Source organism: Lacinutrix sp. 5H-3-7-4 (assembly GCF_000211855.2).
Classification (GTDB): domain Bacteria; phylum Bacteroidota; class Bacteroidia; order Flavobacteriales; family Flavobacteriaceae; genus Lacinutrix.
In genome coordinates this window covers 251,896-275,341 of the sequence record NC_015638.1, presented here as the reverse complement: position 1 = coordinate 275,341, position 23,446 = coordinate 251,896, and the positions used below count along the sequence as shown (strand labels likewise).

At 32.3% G+C, this 23,446-nt stretch carries 10 protein-coding genes; 1 reads left to right on the top strand and 9 read right to left on the bottom strand.

The window, feature by feature from the left end; genetic code table 11:
• Complete coding sequence (locus LACAL_RS01245) at positions 1–324, bottom strand: DUF1456 family protein (protein WP_013868877.1); 324 nt, start codon at positions 322–324, stop codon at positions 1–3.
• Positions 325–803: 479 nt separating this feature from the next.
• Here LACAL_RS01245 and LACAL_RS01240 point away from each other — a divergent pair, with 479 nt between their 5' ends.
• Positions 804–1,217, top strand: coding sequence for a hypothetical protein (locus LACAL_RS01240; RefSeq protein WP_013868876.1), 414 nt, complete (start codon positions 804–806; stop codon positions 1,215–1,217).
• A gap of 7 nt (positions 1,218–1,224) precedes the next feature.
• Here LACAL_RS01240 and LACAL_RS01235 read toward each other — a convergent pair whose 3' ends face one another.
• The 8 genes from LACAL_RS01235 to LACAL_RS01200 form a co-directional block, all read right to left on the bottom strand.
• On the bottom strand, positions 1,225–1,659 hold the full coding sequence (locus LACAL_RS01235) for an SRPBCC domain-containing protein (protein ID WP_013868875.1): 435 nt from the start codon (positions 1,657–1,659) through the stop codon (positions 1,225–1,227).
• Between the two features lie 2 nt (positions 1,660–1,661).
• Entirely contained in the window at positions 1,662–3,665 is a 2,004-nt protein-coding gene (gene uvrB, locus LACAL_RS01230; protein ID WP_013868874.1) for an excinuclease ABC subunit UvrB, read from the bottom strand.
• Positions 3,666–3,764: 99 nt separating this feature from the next.
• On the bottom strand, positions 3,765–6,104 hold the full coding sequence (locus tag LACAL_RS01225; RefSeq protein ID WP_013868873.1) for a choice-of-anchor L domain-containing protein: 2,340 nt from the start codon (positions 6,102–6,104) through the stop codon (positions 3,765–3,767).
• 73 nt (positions 6,105–6,177) lie between these two features.
• A complete protein-coding gene (locus LACAL_RS01220; RefSeq protein WP_013868872.1) occupies positions 6,178–10,998 on the bottom strand; it encodes a T9SS type B sorting domain-containing protein in 4,821 nt (1,606 codons plus the stop codon).
• 115 nt (positions 10,999–11,113) lie between these two features.
• Entirely contained in the window at positions 11,114–12,952 is a 1,839-nt protein-coding gene (locus tag LACAL_RS01215; RefSeq protein WP_013868871.1) for a T9SS C-terminal target domain-containing protein, read from the bottom strand.
• 121 nt (positions 12,953–13,073) lie between these two features.
• Entirely contained in the window at positions 13,074–18,992 is a 5,919-nt protein-coding gene (locus LACAL_RS01210; protein WP_013868870.1) for a T9SS type B sorting domain-containing protein, read from the bottom strand.
• A 150-nt stretch (positions 18,993–19,142) separates the two neighbouring features.
• Positions 19,143–22,478, bottom strand: coding sequence for a T9SS type B sorting domain-containing protein (locus LACAL_RS01205; protein ID WP_013868869.1), 3,336 nt, complete (start codon positions 22,476–22,478; stop codon positions 19,143–19,145).
• A gap of 82 nt (positions 22,479–22,560) precedes the next feature.
• Positions 22,561–23,397, bottom strand: a complete 837-nt coding sequence (locus LACAL_RS01200) for an ABC transporter permease (RefSeq protein ID WP_013868868.1) — start codon at positions 23,395–23,397, stop codon at positions 22,561–22,563.
• Positions 23,398–23,446 lie beyond the last annotated feature (49 nt).

The window sequence follows — 23,446 nt, the reverse complement described above, 5'->3', positions numbered from 1 at the left end:
TTAATCGTTGCTCTTTTTTTTATCTCTAGGTTTATTAAAATTCTTTTTATTATCAAACCTTTTCTTATTGTCAGTTTTTACTGCTTTTGGCTTATCTTCCTTTTTTGGCATTGGACCGCGAAGATGAATAATTAAACCATTTAAAAAGTTTCTTAATATTTGATCGCCACATTCTACATAATTAGGGTGATCTTCTCGTCTAAAAAAAGCACTAAGCTCACTTTTAGTAACCCTAAAATCTACTAACATTAAAATTTTAATAATATCATCATCACGAAGTTTGTGAGCGACTCTTAGTTTTTTAAATATATCGTTGTTTGTCATAATTTGAAATTTAACAACTCGTAAAAATTACGCTTTGTCAATAAAAAAGAAAATTCTCTAATAAGCATCAAAAATAAATTAATTATCTCAAATATTATTCATTTTCTTAGTTATAATCTTTTTATAGAATTTAAATGTAAAATTGAGTAACTTTTCTCTGTTTATTTTTAAAATCTGCGTTTTGTAATATTTAATAATTAAATAATAAAAAATTAACTACTGCCATAATATAAACACTTATATAAAAATGAACGGCACTTGTTTCAACTTATTGTTTATCAGTATTTTGTGTTTTGTTTTTTGTTGGTTTAAATTCTATTGAAAATCAACAAATAAATTGATTATTAAAAGTTTAACTTTTTAAAAATCGGACTAAATTAATACAAAAACCGATGTAAAACGACTTGTTTTTCGATAAGCTACGCACTTTCAACGATTATAAATTACTAATTATTCATAACTTTATAAAGTATAATTTAATGCTACATGTAATGCCTAATAGAGTCGAAAAATTAAGCTTGTTATCAGAAATGATTGCTTTTGCTAAATCGGATACCGAATTAAAGACAATAGAATACAATTTTCTATTAGGTGTCGCAAAACAACTCGAAATTTCAAGAGAGGATTTTGATTATTTAATAGAACATCCTATAAATTCTATACATTTAAAATCTCACAGTGAGCGTATTGTGCAATTTCACCGTTTGGTTTTATTAATGCATATAGACCAAGAACGCACTCAAGAAGAAGTTGCTAAACTTTATAATTATGGCCTTAGAATGGGCTTAAACCATGAGTCTATAACACGCGTACTGTATTTAATGGAAGGTTTTCCAGATATGATGGTTCCAGCAGAAGTACTTATTGATATATTTAAAGTACAATATAATTAAGTAATATTTACTTTTTTAAAAACGCAACTAGGCTTTCTTTTATTAAATAATTCCATCCCGATAATCCACTTTCTCTTTTAAATTCTGGAATATCTTCTGGAAACTTATCAAGAACTATAGCGGTAAGTGTTAAAACTGGTTTGTTATTGATACTATGTATTTCAAAAGTAGAAATAGAGCTGCCTTTATAGCCTTCAAAGTTCCAGTTATAACTTAACTTTTTTAAAGGTACAACTTCTGTTACTTTCCATATATGCGGAAAAACTCGAGTATTGGTTTTTACTATAAATTTTGTTGAAAATCCAACCTTGGCTTTAAAATCTGGAATGTTATTAAAATACCACTGGCGCATTAACTCTGGATTTGTAATTGCCTCCCATAGTTTTTCTACTGTAGTATTACATTCTTGTTTAACTACAATTGGTACATTTTTTAACGCCATATTTAAGCTTTTAATTCTTCTAATTTTCCTTGGTATACTTTTATTTCGTCACGTAATTGAGCTGCGATAATAAAGTCTAAAGCTTTTGCAGCTTTTTCCATTAGTTTTCTTTTTTCTCTAATTTTCTTTTCTAATTCTGCTTTAGTTAAGTATTCGCTTTCAGGTTCTGCAGCTCGTGCAGCTTCTAATTCGTAACTATAAGTACTTACAGAGTTTTTAGATAAAACATTGTCTAAACTTTTATTAAGCGCTTTAGGAGTAAGGTTATTATCTGTATTGTACTTTATTTGTTTAGCACGCCTATATTCGGTTTCATCAATGGTTGATTGCATGCTTTTAGTAATTTTATCTGCATACATAATAGCTTTACCATTTAAGTGTCTGGCTGCACGACCAACAGTTTGTGTTAACGAACGATTAGAGCGTAAAAAACCTTCTTTATCTGCATCTAGAATTGCAACTAAAGAAACTTCTGGTAAATCTAAACCTTCACGTAAAAGGTTAACACCAACTAATACATCAAAAATACCTTTACGTAAATCTTGCATAATTTCAACACGCTCTAAAGTGTCTACATCACTATGTATATAGCGTACACGAATATCTATACGGCTTAAATATTTGGTTAATTCTTCAGCCATTCTTTTGGTTAAAGTAGTAACTAAAGTACGTTCATCTTTTTCTACACGTACCTGTATTTCTTCAATTAAATCATCAATTTGGTTTAAACTAGGTCTTACTTCAATAATAGGATCTAATAATCCTGTTGGCCTAATAACCTGTTCAACATAAACACCATCTGTTTTTTGAAGCTCATAATCTGCTGGCGTAGCACTAACATAAAGGACTTGATTTTGTAAAGCTTCAAATTCCTCAAACTTTAATGGCCTGTTGTCCATTGCAGCAGGTAATCTAAAGCCATATTCTACTAAATTTTCTTTTCTGCTTCTATCACCACCGTACATGGCGTGTACTTGAGACACTGTTACGTGACTTTCGTCTACAACCATTAAATAATCGTCCGGAAAATAATCTAATAAACAAAAGGGTCTTGTACCGGGTAATCTACCATCTAAATATCTTGAATAATTTTCGATACCAGAGCAATAGCCAAGTTCTCTAATCATTTCTAAATCAAACTCTGTGCGTTCCTTTAAACGTTTGGCCTCAAGGTGTTTGCCTATGTCTTTAAAATAATCGTGTTGCTTAACTAAATCATCTTGAATTTCTTTAATAGCGCCTTGCAAAACATCTGGTGATGTTACAAACATGTTTGCAGGATATATGTTTAAGCGGTCATACTCATCAATAACTTCATTGGTTTGAATATTAAATTGCTCAATCATTTCAATTTCATCTCCAAAAAAATGTACTCTAAAAGCATCGTCTGCATAACTAGGAAAGATATCTACAGTATCACCTTTTATTCTAAAATTACCATGTTTAAAATCAGCTTCGGTACGAGAATATAAACTTTGTACTAATTGATGTAAAAGCTTTGTACGTGAAATTTCCTGATCACGTTTTATAGTAATTACATTTTTTTGAAATTCTATAGGATTACCAATACCATATAAGCATGAGACTGAAGCAACAACTAAAACATCACGCCTACCAGAAAGCAGGGAAGACGTTGTACTTAAACGCATTTTCTCAATCTCTTCGTTAATAGATAAATCTTTTTCTATATAAACACCAGATGTTGGTATGTAAGCTTCAGGTTGATAATAATCATAATAAGATACAAAATACTCAACAGCATTTTCTGGAAAAAATTGTTTAAACTCACTATATAATTGAGCTGCAAGCGTTTTGTTATGGGCCAAGACTAAGGTTGGTTTTTTTACACTTTCTACAAACTTAGCAACAGTAAATGTTTTTCCAGAACCTGTAACACCAAGCAAAGTTTGGTATTTCTCGTTGGCATTTATACCGTCTACCAATTGCTTTATTGCAGCTGGCTGATCACCAGTTGGACTAAACTCTGATTGTATTTTGAATTTCATACTGCAAAATTACAGAATATTAAGCAGTTATTTATTTAAAGGAAGGTTAAAGCATTTTGCCTCTTTTAGTTTAATTTTTATTATAAAGTTAGTTAGTATTTAACGAACTAGCGCAAAATGGCCTTTGTATTGATTACCATTAGGGTGATTTATTACATACCAATAGTCATCACTAGGTAGATTTAAACCATTAAAAGTTCCATTCCAGCCAATAATAGGGTTTACGTTAGCTAGTAATTTACCATAACGATTAAAGATTAAAATATTTAAATTGGTATTAAAGTCGTTGTTTACACCAATAGGTTTCCAGGTTTCGTTTACTGTATCTCCATTTGGTGTAAAATATTGAGGGAAGCCTAAAATTGAAAAACTAATAGAAGCTTCACCACAATTAGTTACATCACGAACATAAATAGTATGCAAGCCAGGTTCTAAATTTGAAAACGTATTACTGTTTTGATAAAAACCAAATTCATCATCTATAGCATATTCATATGTAGCATCTCCAGAAACTATTACAGTTGCTGTATTGTTTGATGTTAATTCTGTAAAAACAACATCTTCAATAATAGGTTCGCTAGAAGGAACAACAGTAATTTCTCTTGAGTTAGAGCAGCCGTTTGGGTCTGTAACAATTACAGTATAAACACCTAGTTCATTAACTTCTATAAAGCTAGTGTTAACAACAGTGTCTACACCATTTAGCAACCATTGGTAATAGTGATTGTTAGGTAAATCGTTAGTAATACCTCCATTTAAAGTAATGGTTTCAGGAAAGCTGTTTAAACAGTATAAAACCGATTCGTCTGGCAGTAACTGTGGAGTAAAAAGTACATTTAATGTAATATTAGAAACCGCATAACACTGGTTAGTATCTGTAATAACTTTTACAAATATATCTTGAGTATCTTGTATTGTGTTTTCAAAGTTTCCATTAATGCTATTTGTTTCAGCAAAAGCATCTTCAATAGTTGTATAAAATGTTATGGTAGCATTTGCAGGAACATTAGGTTGAATTTGTAACCTTAATTCATCTAAATCGAAACTGGTAAAACCATCAACAATTCCATCGTCACAAGTATCAAAAGGTTCTAAAGTTATTGTGTTGGTTGAAATATCTAAAATAACTTCAGCTATAGCTGTACAATTTGTATTTTGGTTTATTACAGAAGCATAAACGGTTTGCATTATACTAGTATTATTAAAACTTGTAGCATTTGTAATAGCATTAGTTTGCATTTCGGCATCGGTAATACTTAGATAAAAATCGGTGATTCCAATATTTGGATCATTCATAGTTACTGTATCTGCAGCATTATATAAATTATATGTTGTAAAGCCATCTTGATTAAAGTCACACTCAAATAAAGTAGTGTTTGCTACATTTGGTGGCGTAGCATATTCTGCAACAATTTCACCAAAAGACACGCAAGTATTATTTACGCTAACTTCTACACTATACGTTCCAGATTCTGTTATTGTATAAGTAGGGTTTGTTTCTGTTAATAATATATTGCCATCTTGAAACCATTGGTAACTGGTTGCATTTACTTGAGTTGCGTTTAATTCTAATGTTTCGTTACCACAAAGCGGATTATTTGTTGCTAAAAGTCTGTCTGTACCTAAATTTGTACTTAGTTCAAAACTTCCTGCTTCTAAAAATACAGCAGAATCATAACGGTAATTTTGCTCATCTGCAATTACTAGCTTTACATGGTAACTTTGGTTAGGAACTGTTTGTGCGGTTGCAGTAAGTACAGCTGTTTGACCATTAAAATTTATAGGAGAGACATTATCATTAAATGTATCGAAATATATTTCGTTAATAGCATCACAACTTCCTGGAATTTCTGGATGTACAGTAGTTACTTTAACAGGAGTTTGTGTATTAGGAACTAAGGCAATGTTTTCATAATCTGAAGTAGGAGCACTAGCAGGTTTAATTAAAAAACCAAATAAATCTGAATATTGGCAAGTACTAGAATTTCCTTCTTGGTATTCTTCTGAAGCAAAAATATAACGGAAACTAATTTGGTTTGCTACAGATGTGAAATCAAATTCTATTATAGTAGCATTTAATGTATTAGATTCTTGTAAAGCTATTTCTAAATCTTGATCGCCTTGCCAGTTTGGAGCATCGTCATCACTTAAAGAATTATTAGGTCCAGGTACGTTATTTAATCTACCTGTGCTTAATACAATTCCAGATTGAAAAGGAAATGTTGTGCCTGTAGCATCAAAATAGCCATAACTTTGGTCTGTATTATTAAAATCGCCACCAACTGTATTTGTAACTTGTACGTTAGAAATACAATCACTATCTATTAAAATATCCTCTACAAGTTGTTGAGGTGTATAGGTTTGGCTATCTACAGTTATGTTTTGTGAACTTGCAAACAAGACATAAAAAAATAGAATTATAAAAAGGGAATTTTTCATCAATCGCAATTATTTTGCAAAGATAAGTAACTCTAAAAAAAAATTATCTAAAAGTTATGCTAAAGTGCTATGCTTAACGCTTTAAGGCAAAATGACCTTTAACTTGAAAAGCTATTGCTCCTTTTTTAACATCTGCAACAAACCAATAATCTGTAGCAGGCATTGGGTTACCATTATAATTACCATTCCATCCTCTAGAATTGTGGTTTAATGTGCTTAAAATTTTACCGTATCTACTGTAAATATTAACTACTGTACCTTCAAGTAATTCTACACCGGTAATATGCCACTCTTCGTTAATGTTATCTCCATTTGGTGTGAAATATTGAGGTGCATCTATAATTACAATTTCTTTGGTGGTGCTATTACAGCCATTTAAATCTATAACTGTAATGGTATGCGGCCCAATAGGCACATTACTAAAAAAGTTAGATTCTTGAGGTTGTTCATCGTCAAATTGGTATAGATATTCACCAATTCCAGAAACAGTTACTGTTAAATTATTTGGGTTACCAAAGTCTATACTTTCTGTAAATTCTATTACTGCAGCTTCAGATTCTATTACAGAAAAATTTGAGGTCGTGCTGCAACCGTATTGTGATGTTACAGTAACGCTATAGTCTCCTATTGTACTTATATCTATAGTAGCATCTGTTTCTCCCGTAGACCAAAGGTAAGTGTCTGTATCAACAAATGTTTCTGCAGTTACAGTAAGCGGTAAATTATCTAAACATAATACCTGATCTGTTATTTCTACTATAGGTTTGCGTTTTACATAAATTGAAAAACTAGTTATATCATAGCAACTGGTTGTATTGTTTTCAACTTTTACAAAAATTTCTTCTCCATCTTCAGCTTCATAATTTAAATCTTGTATTGTATTAGTATTGTTAATAGCATCATTTTCTGTAGTAAAATAAGTTACTGAAAAATCATTTGGATTTTGAGAGCCAAGTACAATTGGTGTTTGTTGTGAGATATCAAAAAATAGAAAACTGTCAAAATCATCATCACAAGCTTCTAAATCACTTAAGGTATTAGCAACTGGATTAGTATAAACATTTAATGTAAAAGGCATAATATTATAACAACCATTATTAGCAAATTCTGCTCTGGCGTATATAATATCGCTATTTGTTGAATACGTATAATCTGTATTTAATGGGTTTTGGTTTTGTTCTGCCTCATTTTGAGATATATAAAAATTAATTAAGGCATCTTGATTGCCTATTAACGGTTCTATGGTTTGGGTTAAATTAAAACTATTATTAGTCGTTTCGCAGATATTAAAAGTACCAATATTGTTTATTTCTGGTGGTAGATTAACTATTAACTCTATAGGAACCGAAACTTCACAATTTGAAACAGTATTAGTAATTTCTATATATACAGTTTGTGGATTAGCTGTGTTTGTATAATTTTCTGGCGTTGAAATTGGGTTGGTATTGTTCTCTAAATCTGTTTCGTTTTCGTAGTAAGCAATAGAAATATTGTCTTGTCTTACTGCTAAAACTTCAATTTCTGCAACTGTTAAATCGAAAGTAGCAAAGCCATCTGTATTAGAGTCACAGATAACTAAATCTGATGCTAAATTTACTTGTGGAACTTGTATAACATTAAACTCAAAACTGTTTAACCCTTTACAATAAGTACCATTATCTACAACTATAAATATGGCTTGAGGATTTTCGGTTGTAGTAAAGTTTTGTGGTATTGCATTTACTTCGTTATTGGCATCATTTTGAGATAAGTAATATGATACGCTTAGCGTTTCTGGACTGTCTTGAGTTATGGTGTTTGTAATTTCGTTTAAATCGAAAGTTTCAAAACCATCATTTGAAATGTCATCACAAACAAAAACATCTTGAGGCGCAGTATATATTGGTTCTGATCCAACTTCAATATTGAAAGTAGAAATGCCAAAGCATGACGCATCTGTTACATTTTCTACTCTAACATGCATTACTTGTGTTTGTGAGGTATTGTTGTAAACTGCATTTTTATCTATAACATTTGTTCTATTTGCAGCATCATTTTGCGTTTCAAAATACAATACTTGTTTTCCTGTTTGTCCATTTAAAACAGCAGCATCATGATTAGAGAAAATAAAATCTGCAGTTTGATTACCGTCTGTTTCACAAATAATAAAGTCTGGTATAGATGTAAATACAGGTAATGTATTTATAATAACTGAAACAGGAACAATAGCATAACATCCAGATGTATTGTTTTCTACTTTAGCAAATACAGTTGTAGTTTGGGTACTGTAATTTGTAGTATTTAAAATTTCGTTTGAAGATGAATTAGCATCATTTTCAGATTCATAATAAGTTATAGTAACGTTAGAATCGTTTGTAATCTCATTATTTTTTGATGTTAAATCTATAACAGAAGCTCCATCTTGGTCATCATCACAAATTAAAAAATCTGTAGGTAAGTTAGTATTAGGTGCTGGTAGTACTTGAATCTCGAGAGGTTTTATGTCGTGACAACCACCTTCACCAATTACTCTAACAAAAACTGTAATTGGGTTAGTTGTATTATTATAAAATTCTGGAAGTTGATTTTGGTAATTTTCAGCATCGGTTTGAGTTTCATAATAAGTAACGGCCGCATTTGGAATACCTTGACCCATTAATTCGTTAAATGAAGACAATTGAATAGAGGTGAAGCCATCTGGATCTGTATCACAATAGGTTACAGGAGCATCGTTTAAAATAGTAACCGATGGTAAAATGTATAATAAAATCTCTGATGTATTTGAACAGTCTGCATCTTCAATTAAAATATAAAGTGTTTGCTCATTTTCTACACTGTATAAGTTTGAAGTATCTATAGCATTAGTATTATTTGTTAAATCGTCTTCTGTTTCATAATAAGTTATAGTTATATCTGGAAGTCCATTTGCTATAACCACAGTTATATTTGCTAAATCAAATTCTCCAATGTTATCATCTGGAGCGACATCACACGAAGCAAAATCACGAATATTTGTTCCTGTTTCTAGAATGTTTGTATGTAATTCTATAGGTACAATTTCAAAACATGAATTATTGTTATTAGTAATTCTTATATAAACAACTTGAAACTCTGGTATGGTATTTTGATAATCTGTTGGATTATTTATAGGGTTATCACCGCTTTGTGCATCTTCTATAGAGGTGTGAAAAGTTGTTGTTACACCTGTTTCGCCTTGTAATACATCTGATAAAACACTTTCTAAATCAAAAGTTTCAAAACCATCATCGTCTTGTTCACAAGCGTTAATTTGCTGTGTAGAATTGTTTATGTTTGGAGCATTATAAGTATTTATAATAATATCTGTAAAAGCAAGACATCCTGTATTTACGTTTACTACTCTAATAAATAGTTGCTCTGTAGTATTTGTTGGTGTATAAGGAGAGTCTATTGGGTTAGAGCCAGAGTCTGCATCTGTTTGAGAATAATGGTAAGTGACACTATAGTTAGTATCGCCGTTTGTAATTTCATTATTAAAACTAGTTAGAGCAATACTACCATCGCTATTACTGCAAATTTCGGCATCTTGAGGATCTGTAATTTGTGGTATTGTATTTACTACTAAAGTTACTTGCGACATATATACACAACCACTAGAGGTGTCTTCGGCTCTTATATAAATTGTTTGAGGATTTGCAGTGTTGTTAATATTTGTAAAGGCATTAGTATTATCAATAGCATTTTGTTGCGAGTCATGATAACTTATATTGTAATTAGAGTTTGGTAATAATGCCAGTAATTCTGGGTTTTTTTGGGTTAAATCAAAATTTTCTGTCCCATCGCCACTTATATCATCGCATAATTCAAAATCACTAAGCGACTCTATGGTTTGTATAGAGTTTAAAGTAACACTTATAGTATCATCAAAAGTACATGTAGTATTATTTAAAGGTACAGTTATTTCTACAGTATAAGTAGCCGATGTGTTTACATTTATACTACTTGAGTTTTCACCGCTAATTAATACATTGTCTTGATACCAATTATAAACTGCTTGAGGATTATTAGTATTAGCATTTAATATTGCAGAAGCATCACATGTAGAAAAATCAGGACCTAAATCTACACTATCTGTAAAACTATTACCTTCTATAAATACAGCAGAGTCAAAATTTCTATCGGTTTGATCGGCTATTATTAATTTTATATCGTATTGCGTATTAGGTGTAATATTAGCAGATGCAGACATAACGGTTGTTCTTCCGTTAAAATTGGTGTCTCCAATATTATAGCCTTCAAAATAACTTTCGTTTTCGGCAGGACAAAAACCTACAATTTCATCGTGTATGGTACTAGTATTTACTGGTATCGAAGTTCCTGGTACAATAGCTATATTTTGGTATGGGTTTCCACTTCCTGTTTCTCTAATTAAAAATGCAAAACCATCTGAATAATTACATGGGTAATCTGCAAAATACTCTTCGGAAGCTAAAATATAATTAAATTGTATAGTACTTGATGATGAGGTAAAACTAAACTGAATACTTGTAGCATTTAAAGTATTATTAATACCTAAAGCAGTTTCTAGATCAGGATCAGATTGCCAGTTATCATTACCTTCATTTAATGCACTTGTATTTTGCATGTTTCCTGCAGAGTTAACATTACCTGAAGATAGTACAATACCATTTTCAAAAGGAAAATTAGAATTAGCTCTTTCAAAATAACCAAAACTAGAGAAGCCGTTTATACTTCCATTAATTGGGGAAGATATATTTGAAACTTGTACACAACCTTGCACCAAATTATTTTCAATTAATTCTTGTGCAGATTGATTACTGTCTACAGTAATTTGTTGCGCATTTAGGGTAAGTAAATTTATAAATAACATTACTAATGTAACATGATTTACTGTTTTTTTTGAGGACTTTTCCATCTAGTAATGAATTATGAAAACAGAGTTTTTTAAACTTCAATCTGTTCGTTAAAGTGCTCAAAATTAACGTTTTTATGTTTAAACGCAAAATTAATCGATGAAATACATGATTTTTTTATCTATTTAAATAAACCCAACCAACCTTTGGAGAAGAATTTTTATAATTAAGTTTTAAAACATAAAAATATGTACCTGTTGGTACGCGTTTTCCGTCGTTAATACCGTGATTAGAAAAACCATACCATTTTTTTGAGTCGTCACCAATAAATATAAGATTGCCATAACGGCTATAAATTAATAACTCATGTTCCTGGAAAATAGTATAGAGTCCTTGAATATTAAAATAATCGTTATAACCATCATTATTAGGTGAAAAGCCTTGCGGAATAAATGGCGGACAATTTTCTGTTATTAAATTGAATTTGAAAATATCAAAACAGTTTGTTGTTTCTGCTTTAATATATAGTGTTTGTGGTGTTTGTTGTGATTGGTAATTATTTATGTTTATAATTTGGTTAGTATTATTCTGAAGGTCTTCGGTAGTTTCATAAAATAAAAAATTAAAATAGTTATTAGAGTTTATTTCAATTAAAATTAATTCTAAATCATAAGTTGCGGTATTATAACCTTCATTACAATTGTTTAATGGTGGTAATTCTATTGTTTCAGGTAATGGAATTAATGATACAGCTAAGTTTGTGCTATTGTTGTTTTCTAAAATCTCTATTACTGTACTGTTTCCTAAGCCATCGTCATCAACATAGACTTCTAATATAAAATCGTTTGGAATATTACTTGGAATACTTATTTCTATTGTGGCTGTTTCATTTTCGTTTATTCCTATAATATTGTTTGTTATTGTTTGTTCAATTAGTTGGTTATTTACATAAAATGCTATTGGTGTTCCTGCAGGTAAGGGATCTGTACTGTTTGTATTGTTTACAATGTAATCTAAAGTTATATTTCTATCTCCGCAATTAGTCACATTTCCTATAACGTCTATTGTCGCATCTGGTAATTGGCTATTAAGTACGGTTATAATGTTATTAATTAAAATTAAATCGGCTTGAAAAGTTCCAAATTCATTAAAATCTCCTGTAGTTAGTTTTATTTCAACTTGTGTGTCTCCAATATTTATATTGTTTTCTATACTATATACATCTAAATCTCCATTATAAAAACCTGTGTCATTAGTGAAAGTATTAGTCCCGTTGAAGGCATTATCTGCTAAATTTAGTGGTGGATTAGAAATTATATTTCCATTTATAGATAAGGTTTCTCCATAGTTTAAAGCATTGTCGCCTTCCCAAGCCAAAAAACCTATTTTAGCATTATCATTATCGAGTACATTTACATTATCAAGAAAAATTGTTTTTTCTGTTACATTACGATTTATAATTTCTAATCCTTGAAATAAATTGACTTGATTAAGAGGAAGTGTAGGGTTTTCATATATTACATAAATACTCCAACCTGCAAAATTTGTTCGCCTGGCGCAATGCCCAGGATTATTAGCTAAAGTTTCAGAAATATCAAGGTTTGTTAATTCGTAAACAGTATTGCCTTCGTTAATTATTTGATTCGTGACATCTGCATAACAGGAAAAGTAATTTAAATCTCCTAATGTAGTATCTGTGTATATTGTATTATAAGTGTCTGCAGCATTAATTGCGGTTCCATTTAAAGAGACCTCAGTATCTCCTAAGCCAGAGCCGGCCCAATATAAATATGCTGCAACTACAGTAGAAGAACTGTTAATATTAAGTGTAGCTTGAGATGATGGTAGAATCTCGCAAAAAGATTGTACTAAATTATTTTCTGCGGGATTTAATGTATTGCCAATAGCTAAATAATCATACCTTCCATTAAATTGTTGAAATATTGAAATATCTTGACACCAAACGATTACTGGAAGTATAAATATTATAAATAAAATAGAACATGTTTTTTTCATTTTTTAAGCTTAAGGAACTTAAAAATACAAATAATAAGTGAGGATGAATTAAATAAAAAAACCTGAACGAATCGTTCAGATTTTTTTGTGTTTACTATTTACTATGTGTTTTACTTTAGTTTTAACGCTTTAATGTAAAGTGTGCTCTAAAGTGCTTTTTAGTATTTGTTGCTGTGTCTGTATATTCTACTGTAAACCAGTAGTCACTTGTTGGCATTGGGTTACCATTGTAAGTTCCGTTCCAACCATCGCCTAATGGACTTATTTGTTTTAATAGTTTTCCAAAACGATCAAAGATGTAAATCTTAGCATCTGGGTAATTTGAGATGCTATATATATTCCATGTTTCGTTATAACCATCACCATTTGGTGTAAAGTAAACTGGGTAGTCTAGTACCATGATTTCTTCACTTACTTCTCCACAACCATTAACATCTCTTGCGGTTACAACTATACCGCCTGCTGGTATGTTGGTAAAGGTGTGACTGTAACTTCCATCTGCATTTGCTGTTCCTAATTGCCAAGCACCACCGTTTAAACTAAATTCATACACGGCTATTGAAGTTGCTGTGCTTCCGCTTGCCGTTACTTGCACATCGTGTTGGTCTGCAAAGGCTGCTGTTAATAGCTCGTAACTAATTACTGGTGGTTCGCTTACATCTACCACAGTACTATCACTACTCATACACATTGTATTTGCACTTGTAGAGGTATCTGTTACTATTACACTATAGTTTCCGCCTTCGGTTGGCATGATTGATGGTCCTGTTTCTCCTGCCATAACATTGCCTTCATAGCTCCATTCAAAACTATATAATGAAGCATCTAAACCTGTATCTACTAGTGGTGAGTTTACTACTTCTGTACCATTAGTATTGATACATAGTAGGTAACTATCGTCTAAATCAAAGGCTGGTAACGGGTTGACTTGTAGAGTAACTTCAGCGGTTTCATAACATATTGAACTGTCTTGACCATTATCTACAACGCCATCGTTATTTAGGTCTACTAAATCACCATTGCCATCGCCATCTAAATCTATATAATCTATAATACCATCGGCATCACTATCAAATCCTTCTGCTATGCCATCGCCATTGATATCTACTATATCGAACACGCCATCGCCATTGGTATCTATTGTATCTATATTTCCATCACTATCAACATCTAATCCTGTTGTTAAACTGCTTAGGTCTAAACTTATTGGTGTTACTATCATGGTATCATTATCTACACGAACAATAATTACTTGTGGATTACTAGTGTTTTCGTATAAAAATGGTAATGGGTTTGTACCTGCATCTGCATCTGCTTGATTTTCATAGTAACTTACAGTGTAGTTATTAGCGTCTTGTCCATCTAAAACAAATGGGTTTTGTGTTTCTAAATTAAACTGTACTGTATCGTTACTTGGGTCGCCATCAAACTCCATATTGTCATCACATTGCTCATATACTATTGCTACTCCATCTGGATTGGCTTGTGCTGCTTCTTGTACTTCTATATTAAAGTTTAGTGTCGCTACATCACAGCCTGTAATAGTATTGGTGATGTTTACATATATGGTTTGTGGATTGGTAATATTGGTATACGGACTGTTTAATCCATTGATGGCTGCATCTGCTTCTGCCTGTGTTTCATGATAACTTACAGTGAATATTGACGGGTCTTGACCGTTTAATATTGCTGCTGTCATCGTGCCGTCTAAATCAAAATCGGCCATACCATCATTAAACAGCTCACAAATAATATAATCGTCTACTGGTGTTACTGTTGGTAATGGGTTTACAATAACATCAAAACTTACTAAACTGTAACATCCTGTACCGTTTAATCCTGTGTTATCATCGCCATTGGTTAGACGTACATAAATGGTTTGTGGTGTTATACCTGTTCCTGGATTGTTTGGATCTTCATTAGTATGCATTGTTGGGTCTGCTATTGCATTGTTTCCTGTAATGGCATCGTCTTGACTGGTGTAGTAACTTGCCGTTACATTTAATTCTCCATTAATAATTGCTATTTCATTTTGTGTTAAATCGAAAACTTCTATTAAATCACCTGCGTTGGTATCATCACACACTATCAAATCTTCTGGATCTGGTGTTGGTGATGGGTTTGGAAGTACTCGTAATGTCACTGTTGTAAATGAAAAACACCCTGTATCGTTATCGGTCACACGTACATAAAGTGTTTGTGGACCATTCATGGTATTGGTATAGTTGGTTGGGTCTGCTATTGCATTTACATCGCCTTGAGCATCTGCCATTGTTTCATAATAGGTTACAACCCAACTGTTGTTGCCATTTACTATTTCTGAATCTTCTACTGTTAAATCAAAAGAAGTGAAACCGTCATTGGCTTCCATATAGTTAGCGTCTAAATCATCACATTGTGCTAACTCATTATCGTAGTTTGGATCTAATACTGGTGGAAACTCTACACGTATTATAAATTCTCCTGTAGTAACACATCCATTAGTATTACTCTCTAATCGAATGTAAATGGTTTGTGGGTTAGAGTTATTTGTATAGTTACTGGTATTAATAATTGGGTTGTTTCCTGAATCGGCATTAGCTTGTGTTGTGTGATACGTTAGTGTGAAATCTGCCGCTGTTTGTCCTGCTGTAAAGATTTGTGGTGTAATTACTGCATCAAAATCAAATTGATTGAATCCATCATCATCGTCATCACAAATAATATAGTCCTCGATATCTAATGGTACTACTGGTGCTGGTTGTACAATTAATGGCATTTCGACTATTGTAAAACAGCCTGTGTTATCATTTTCTGCTAAAACATAAATGGTTTGTATATTGGCTACAATATTATTGTATGGACTCACTAATGGGTTTACCATATTCATAGCATCATCTTGCGTCTCATAGTAACTAATAGTGATATCTGGCTCTCCATTGGTGATTATAGCACTTTGGGCGTCTAAATCGAAACTTGCAAAACCATCATTATCATCATCACATTCTTCAATAGCTGCTGGCATTGCAACTGGTGATGGTAATGGATTGACACGAAGGTCTAATGTGATCGTGCTTACACAGCCTGTGTTATCATTTTCTGCTCGTACATATACTGTTTGTGGGTTTACAGTATTGGTATATGGACTGAATATTTGTGCGGCTGCATCATTAGTATCGGCTCCTGCTTGTGTATCAAAGTATGTTAGTGTTATACCCGTTTGACCGTTTAGTATTTGTGCATTTGCATCTTCTAAAGTGAAGGCTTCTACTTCATCTCCTGGATTATTAACATCACACAAGGCTAAAGGATCTGGTTGCACAAGTACTGGTAATGGGTTAACTATAAGCTCTAATGTCGTGTTTGTAAAACAATCATTAGCTGTGTCTTCTACTCGTACATGTACTATTTGCGGGTTACTAGTATTAACATAAGCGTTTGGTGTTGCTATTGGGTTTGTACCTGCCATAGCATCGCCTGGTGTTATATAATATGTTACTGTGTATTGCGTTGGATCTAAATCGTTTGTTGGATCGGTATCTAATAAATTTAGAATCTCGGCATCTTTACTTGGTAAATTAAATGTAGCAAAACCATCGGCATTATCATCACAAACTTCTAACGCTGTTGGATCGGTTATTTGTGGTGTTGGGTTGACTATTAATACAAGTTCTACAAAACTCGCACAGTCTGTTGCTATGGTAGAGCTTTCTACTCGTACATAAATTGTTTGCATGTTTGCTACAATGTTATTGTAAGGACTTGATAAGGCATTAACATTATTCATAGCATCGGCCATCGTTTCATGGTAAGTGACTGTTAGTCCTGGTGCGCCTGCTGTGATTTCTGCTTCGGTATCTGATAGCATAAACTCTCCAAACCCATCACTGTCTGGATCACAGTATTCTAAAGCTGCTGGTGTAAAGGCTACTGGTGCTTGCTCAACTACTAATTCTAAACTCGTTGTATCAAAACATCCCGTGTTTGCATCTTCTACTCGAACATATACCGTTTGCATATTTGGTGTTTGGTTGGTATAAGGTATGGCTAATGGATTGGTCGCATTTATTGCGTCTAATGGTGTAAAATAATAGCTTACTGTATAGGCTGGATTTCCGCCTGATATCTCTTGATTTTTTAATGTTAAATCTATTGCTGTTATTCCATCTGGTGTCGCATCATCACATACTTCTAAAGGTGTTGGTGTTACTACTGTTGGTAGTGGGTTGGCTGTTACAGTTGTTGTACTTGTTGCTGGACAGCTACCATTTGTTGTATAATCTACGGTGTAACTTGCTCCTGGTGTGCCTCCGGTTATAGCGCCTGTAGTGGTATCTAAAATCGCACCATCTGTTGGCACAGTATTAAATGCATAGCTTCCGCCTGGTGTGGCTTCTGAATCTACAACGCCACCATCACAGGTTGGTGTGTAGGTTACACTAGCATCATCGGTAGTTAAAACGGTTAGCGTTTCTATTGTTGATGACGGACAAGCGCCTCCTAAGCTATATTCTACCATATAAACAGTGGCAGATGTGGCTCCTGTTACTGTTCCTGTTACTGGGTCTATACTAGCAGCATCTGTTGGTATTGGATTAAATGCATAGGTACCGCCTGGTGTGGCTTCGCTTGTTACTATTCCACCATCACAGGTAGCATTCATAGTAAATGAAGCATCATTGGTTATATCTACTGTTACTGTAAATGAACTTGTTGATGGACAGGTGCCATTTGTTGTATAATCTACAGTGTAACTCGCGCCTGATAATCCGTCGGTTATTGTTCCTGTTGTTGCATCTATTACTGAGCCATCTGCAGGATCTGGATTTAATACATAGGTGCCGCCTGGTGTGGCTACTGTATCTACAGTAGCTCCATCACAGGTTGGTTGCATGGTAAAGGTCGAATCGTCTTCTGGATTAACCGTTATTGTAAAACTTGTTTCGCCAAAACATGCTGGATTAGAGTTATCGTCTACACGAACATATATGGTTTGTGGACTTGACATATTTGGGTAAGCTCCTGGTGTTGCTATTGCATTGGTACTTGTTGCTACATCACCTGGTTGCTCGTAATAACTTACCGTGTAATTGGCTGGATCTTGACCGTTTAAAATAACTGCTTCCTCGGTTGTTAAATCAAATATTTCTACGCCATCGTTTGAAGAATCGTCGCAAAGTTCTAGGTTTGAAGGCTGTGCAGCAGTAGTATTGTTATTTATTAATAATTGAAATTCTTGAATAGTAAAACAACCTGTAGATGTATTAGTAATTGTAGCATAAATAGTTTGTCCGTTACTGTTACTAATATATGGGCTTGTTAATGGGTTTGAAGCGATATTAGCATTACTTTCAGATTCATAGTATGCCACAGCTACATCTGGTTGCGATCCTATAATTAGAGGCGTGTTTTCTTCTAAATTAAAAGGTGTTTGACCATCATTAAATGGCGCTACCGAATCACATTCAGTTAAATCTAAAGCATTTCCAGAAGGATCTGTTTCGCTGGTTGGAGCATTGGCAAATTGTGCGGTACCAGTCCAAGTTAAACTAAAAGGACTATTACCAATAGGTCTATCTATAACAATAAAATATGTATCTCCTGCATTAGCATTTATAGCACTTACAAAACTATTTCCAGCAGCACCAGGACCTTCAAAGTTGTCTGTTTCAGAAGTACTTAACCCTGTTAAATTATTTGCTTGACCAGATGATTGAGGATTTGTTGTAGAACATCTTATCGTTGGTCCTAAATTACCACATGTTGTGTTTGGTCCAAAAATAAAGAAATCGTAGTCCTCAGTAATATTATTGCTATTAGGAGTTAATGTAAATGCTAAAGTACCTGTTGTTGTTACAGTTACTTCTAGCCATAAGCTATTGTTTTCATTACTTTGGCAAGAGTTAGGAAATTCGTTACTATTGTTTCCAGGTCCGTTAACATCTAAAACAACATCTGAATCTCCACAAACCGTAAGAGCATTAGCACAGTCATTAGGTTGTTGAGCGAAAGAAATAAACGAGAAAATAAAAAATAATGTACTTAGTAGGATCCTTTTCATAATGGGTTAAATGCGATTGATTGAGCAAATATAAACTATATAATTAGTTTTCATAAGATTGTTAAATATTAGAATAGCTATAAAAAGTGGAATACTAAATTTAAAACAACTCTATGTAAATAACACCTACTAAAAAAAAGATAAAGTCTATTAGCGTTTTAATGTAAAGTGATTTTTGTAAATACGGCCATCTTCTAAGGTAACATGAAACCAATAGTCACTTGCGGGCATAATTTTTCCATTGTAAGTACCATCCCAACCTTTACCAGCAGGATCTAAAGTAGTAAGAAGTTTTCCGTAGCGATCGAAAATATGAATTAAAGAATTACGTTGAAATTGACTTGAAACACCGTAAACTTGCCAAGTGTCATTTATTGTATCATTATTAGGTGTAAAGTATAGAGGGAAACCTATTACAGATACCAACTCTGTAACGCTACCACAATTATTTTTGGTATCTCTAATGGTTACTGTATAAATTCCAGGAGAAATATTATTAAATATATTACTTTCTTGAAAAAGTGTAGATTCTCCATCTTGATTAGTTAATGCAAATTCGTATTCGCCTTCACCACTAAATAATATTGTAATTTGATTATTATTTAAACTGCCATCAATTACTAAAACATCTTCTATTGTTGCAGTATTAGAAGGTTCTACAATTATATTTTTTGTTTTACTACAACCAGATGCAATATTTGTAACGGTTACAGTAAAAGTACCAACAGTATTAACTTGAATAGATTCGGTTGTTTCACCTGTAGACCAGTTAAAACTATAGTTTCCCGAAAATTCATCAGCTAAACTACTATTTAAAGTTAGTGTTTCTGGAAATGTATTTAAGCAATATAAAACTCTTTCGTTTTCGGTCTCTAATTCTGGTAGAGGATTAATTTTTAAGTATACTTCATTTATTCCATAACAGGCATTATTGTTTTCAACTCTAACATAAATAGTTTGAGAATATGGCGTAGTATTTTGGTACGGTGATGCTAGTGGATTTTGTTCTAAAAGTGCATCATTATAAGTTTCAAAATAATTAATATTTAAACCTGTTGGTAATGCGTTTAATATTTGAACAGAAAACTCATCTAGATTAAAGGTATCTAAACCATCTTCAGAGTTTAAAACATCACAAAGTTCTGGTGCGTAATAATTACTAATTTGTGTATCGCTAGTTTCAATTATTAGTTCGCTTGTATTAATACAGCCGGTAATAGTATTAGTTACTCTAACGTAAATGGTTTCAGGATTAGTAATATTGTTATATGCGTTGCCATCTATTTCATTGGTATTGTTTTCGGCATCGTTTTGTGAATTAAAAAACCTAATGCTCCTATTTGTTGTAGTAGGTGTAATATTATCTATAACTTGAGTTAGGTTAAAGGTTGTAAAACCGTCTACAGCATTAATATCGTCACATTGGTATAGTGTGGTATTGTTAGCTTCTGGTATAGGGTTTATTATTAATTGAAAATTTCCTATAGAATAACATGATGTTTCATTATTGTTTTCAATTCTAATATGAATAGTCTCATTAAAAGCTGTTTGATTGGTATAGTTATTAGGTAATTGATTTTGTTCATTTTCGGCATCTTCAAAACTGTTATAGTATGAAATAGTATAAATTGCTGGATTTTGATTCCCAATAATATCTGCATTAAAAGTAGTTAAATCTATAGTTAAAAATCCATCCATAGGATTATTATCGTTATCACATACAATAAAGTCGTTAGTATTATTTATTTGCGGAGTATTAAATACTTGAATATTAAAAGATGTAATATCAAAACAATTTGCATTGCCTGTAGGTTGTACTCGTGCGTATATTGTTTGTGGGTTTGAAGTATTTTCATACAAACCACTAATACTATTAATCCCAGCTTGAGCATCACTTAAACTCTCAAAATAAATAACATCTGTTGTTAATGGGTCTTGAGTATCAAGGATATCGCTTGTTTGTTGCGATAAATCAAAAAGAAATTTATTATCATTATTGTTATCACAAACTCTAATATTTGAAGGTTGATTAGCGACTGGATACGAGAAGTACGTAACATTGGCTTCACCTTTTAAAGCGCCACAATTACCATCGTTAAGTTCAATTAATACTTCATAAAAACCAGATGTTGTAATATCTAAATCAAAATCTGTTTCTGGTAAAAGGTTGCCATCTAAAGTCCAAGTATAGGTAGCACCAGGTATATCGTCTCCCATTAAAGAGTAAAAATCACCATCGCATAGTTTTAAAAATGTTGTACTGTTTCCATCTTTAATAATATCTATAGTTTCAGTAAAAAAAGAAGAAATAAATGGAGGTAAACCTTGTCTAGAATTAGCAGTTAAAGCCACTGCATTATGTTGATAATTACAAGCTAAACCTAGTGCATTTGGATTATTTATAACAGATAAAAAAGGTGTGCCTTGATCGTAAGTATTGCTCATGGCACGGTATATTTTTCCGTTAGGTCCTAATTGCAAACCTCCACGATAAGTTTGTCTTTCGTCAATAAGTACTTCGCTTGCACTAATATCTGTTGCTTGTAAATTATATTGTAATAAAGCGCCATATTGAGCATTAGCATTATTAAAATCTTCTGGAGCTACATTGACAAAAGTCGAGACATAAAGTTTTGTGTTATCTGGAGAAAACTCAATACCATAAGGGTTTTGTGCTCCAGCTTGCGAAATAAAATTTATATTAATAAATGTAGGATTACTAACTATACCCGTAGCGGTATCAAAATCGTAAAGGTATAAGCCTTCGGTAATATTTGCCGCAGCTAATTTTGTACCGTCTGGAGAGAATTTTAAGTAACCTCTTCTTTCTGAAATTGAAAAAGGAAAAGACGATACTATAGGCGTTGTATTAATTCCTGTAACAGCATTTACTTCAAAGGCATAAAATGTATTGTTATTATTATCAACTGCATTTGAGTTTGTTAACGCATCACTATCTGCAAATGTCACTACCCAAATACTTTGTGATTGGCAATCTTTTAAAACAGCACTTAATTTCTCTGAAGCTTTATGTAATAAAAACTGATTTTTTAATGTTACATCTCCTAATCCGCCATTTAAAGTTATATCTACAACAGAGTAACGAAATCCAGAATCTAAACCACCTTGAAACTCTGTGTCTTGGGTAATTATATAATAAATGTCTGCATCTTCAGGTTTAGGTATAATTATAGCAGACTGTGTGCTAGACTGGTTACCTGTTAAACCAAAACCATTAGGCATTAAATTATGAGAACTATCGTAAACATTCTCGCCATTGGTATAAAATAATAAATTACCTGCATTGTCTGAAATACTTGTACAACCTTCTTCAGTAGCTAATTGTCCGTTATCTAAAGTTGTAACATTTCCATTTAAATCAAAATTAATTCCGGCATTATCACCAAAATACCAGTTAGAGGCTTCTTGTTGCGAGTAAACAGCAAAACAACAACATAATAGTAGGAAATTAAATACCTTTTTCATAATAGATTAGCGTAGTATTCAAATATATTATAAATACAATTGTTAATCTAACTTAAGTATGTTAAAATAAATAGGTAATTACCTACAAATCACGTTTTAATAACAAACGGTAAGAGCCTAAAATAAATAGAGCGGTCCAAAATAAAACAATAGCGACTTGGTACCAATGTAAACTATAGTCAAAATTAAATTGTTCACCAACTTGGTTTGCTATTTCTTTAACAGCACCTAATCTTGAAAAGGGTTCCATTATTAAATTAGACATAGACTCTAAAGGAAACCATTGTGTTATTGCTTCCCAATGATCTTTTGTAGCATCAAACTGAAACCTTATTAAAGCGTAGGCAATTTTTTCGATTACATACCAAACAAATAAGAATCCTAAAGCAAAAGCAGAGCGTTTAATTAATATACCTAAGAACAAGCAAAACGAAAAGAAACCTAATAATTTAACAAAGAAGGCTAAAAGGTATTCTAAGTCTGAAAACACGTGAAACGACTCTGTAATACTAGAAAATGAATAACCAAGAATTAAAGATACAACAAATACAAAAAGTGTAGAAATTAGTGCAAAAACTGAAACAGTTATAAATTTAGAAGCTATAAATTCTTTTTTACTTAAACCATCAATTAAATTTTGTTTAATGGTTTTGTTGCTATATTCATTAGCCATCATAGAAACAATAACAATGGCTAAAAAGAATTTTAGTGAAGCAGCAATAAACGTGTTAAAGTGCCATATATATGGAAAATTAAAAATGCCTTGTTCTGCAAGATGAAATTTTACAGGACCAATATCAAATTTAATGGCAGCAATTAAAGCAATGGCAGTTAATAAAATAAAATAAGCTAGAATAAGCACTTTACTAGCGCGATTATTCCAAAGTTTTATAAATTCTATATTTAAAAGTCGTAACATGATTGGTTGGTTTTTAGCTGAAATAATTCAGAAATGATTTAAATACTAA

Coding starts and splice junctions, on each gene's coding strand:
- LACAL_RS01245 (WP_013868877.1), bottom strand. CDS start 324: ATGACAAACAACGATATATTTAAAAAACTAAGAGTCGCTCACAAACTT.
- LACAL_RS01240 (WP_013868876.1), top strand. CDS start 804: ATGCTACATGTAATGCCTAATAGAGTCGAAAAATTAAGCTTGTTATCA.
- LACAL_RS01235 (WP_013868875.1), bottom strand. CDS start 1,659: ATGGCGTTAAAAAATGTACCAATTGTAGTTAAACAAGAATGTAATACT.
- uvrB (WP_013868874.1), bottom strand. CDS start 3,665: ATGAAATTCAAAATACAATCAGAGTTTAGTCCAACTGGTGATCAGCCA.
- LACAL_RS01225 (WP_013868873.1), bottom strand. CDS start 6,104: ATGAAAAATTCCCTTTTTATAATTCTATTTTTTTATGTCTTGTTTGCA.
- LACAL_RS01220 (WP_013868872.1), bottom strand. CDS start 10,998: ATGGAAAAGTCCTCAAAAAAAACAGTAAATCATGTTACATTAGTAATG.
- LACAL_RS01215 (WP_013868871.1), bottom strand. CDS start 12,952: ATGAAAAAAACATGTTCTATTTTATTTATAATATTTATACTTCCAGTA.
- LACAL_RS01210 (WP_013868870.1), bottom strand. CDS start 18,992: ATGAAAAGGATCCTACTAAGTACATTATTTTTTATTTTCTCGTTTATT.
- LACAL_RS01205 (WP_013868869.1), bottom strand. CDS start 22,478: ATGAAAAAGGTATTTAATTTCCTACTATTATGTTGTTGTTTTGCTGTT.
- LACAL_RS01200 (WP_013868868.1), bottom strand. CDS start 23,397: ATGTTACGACTTTTAAATATAGAATTTATAAAACTTTGGAATAATCGC.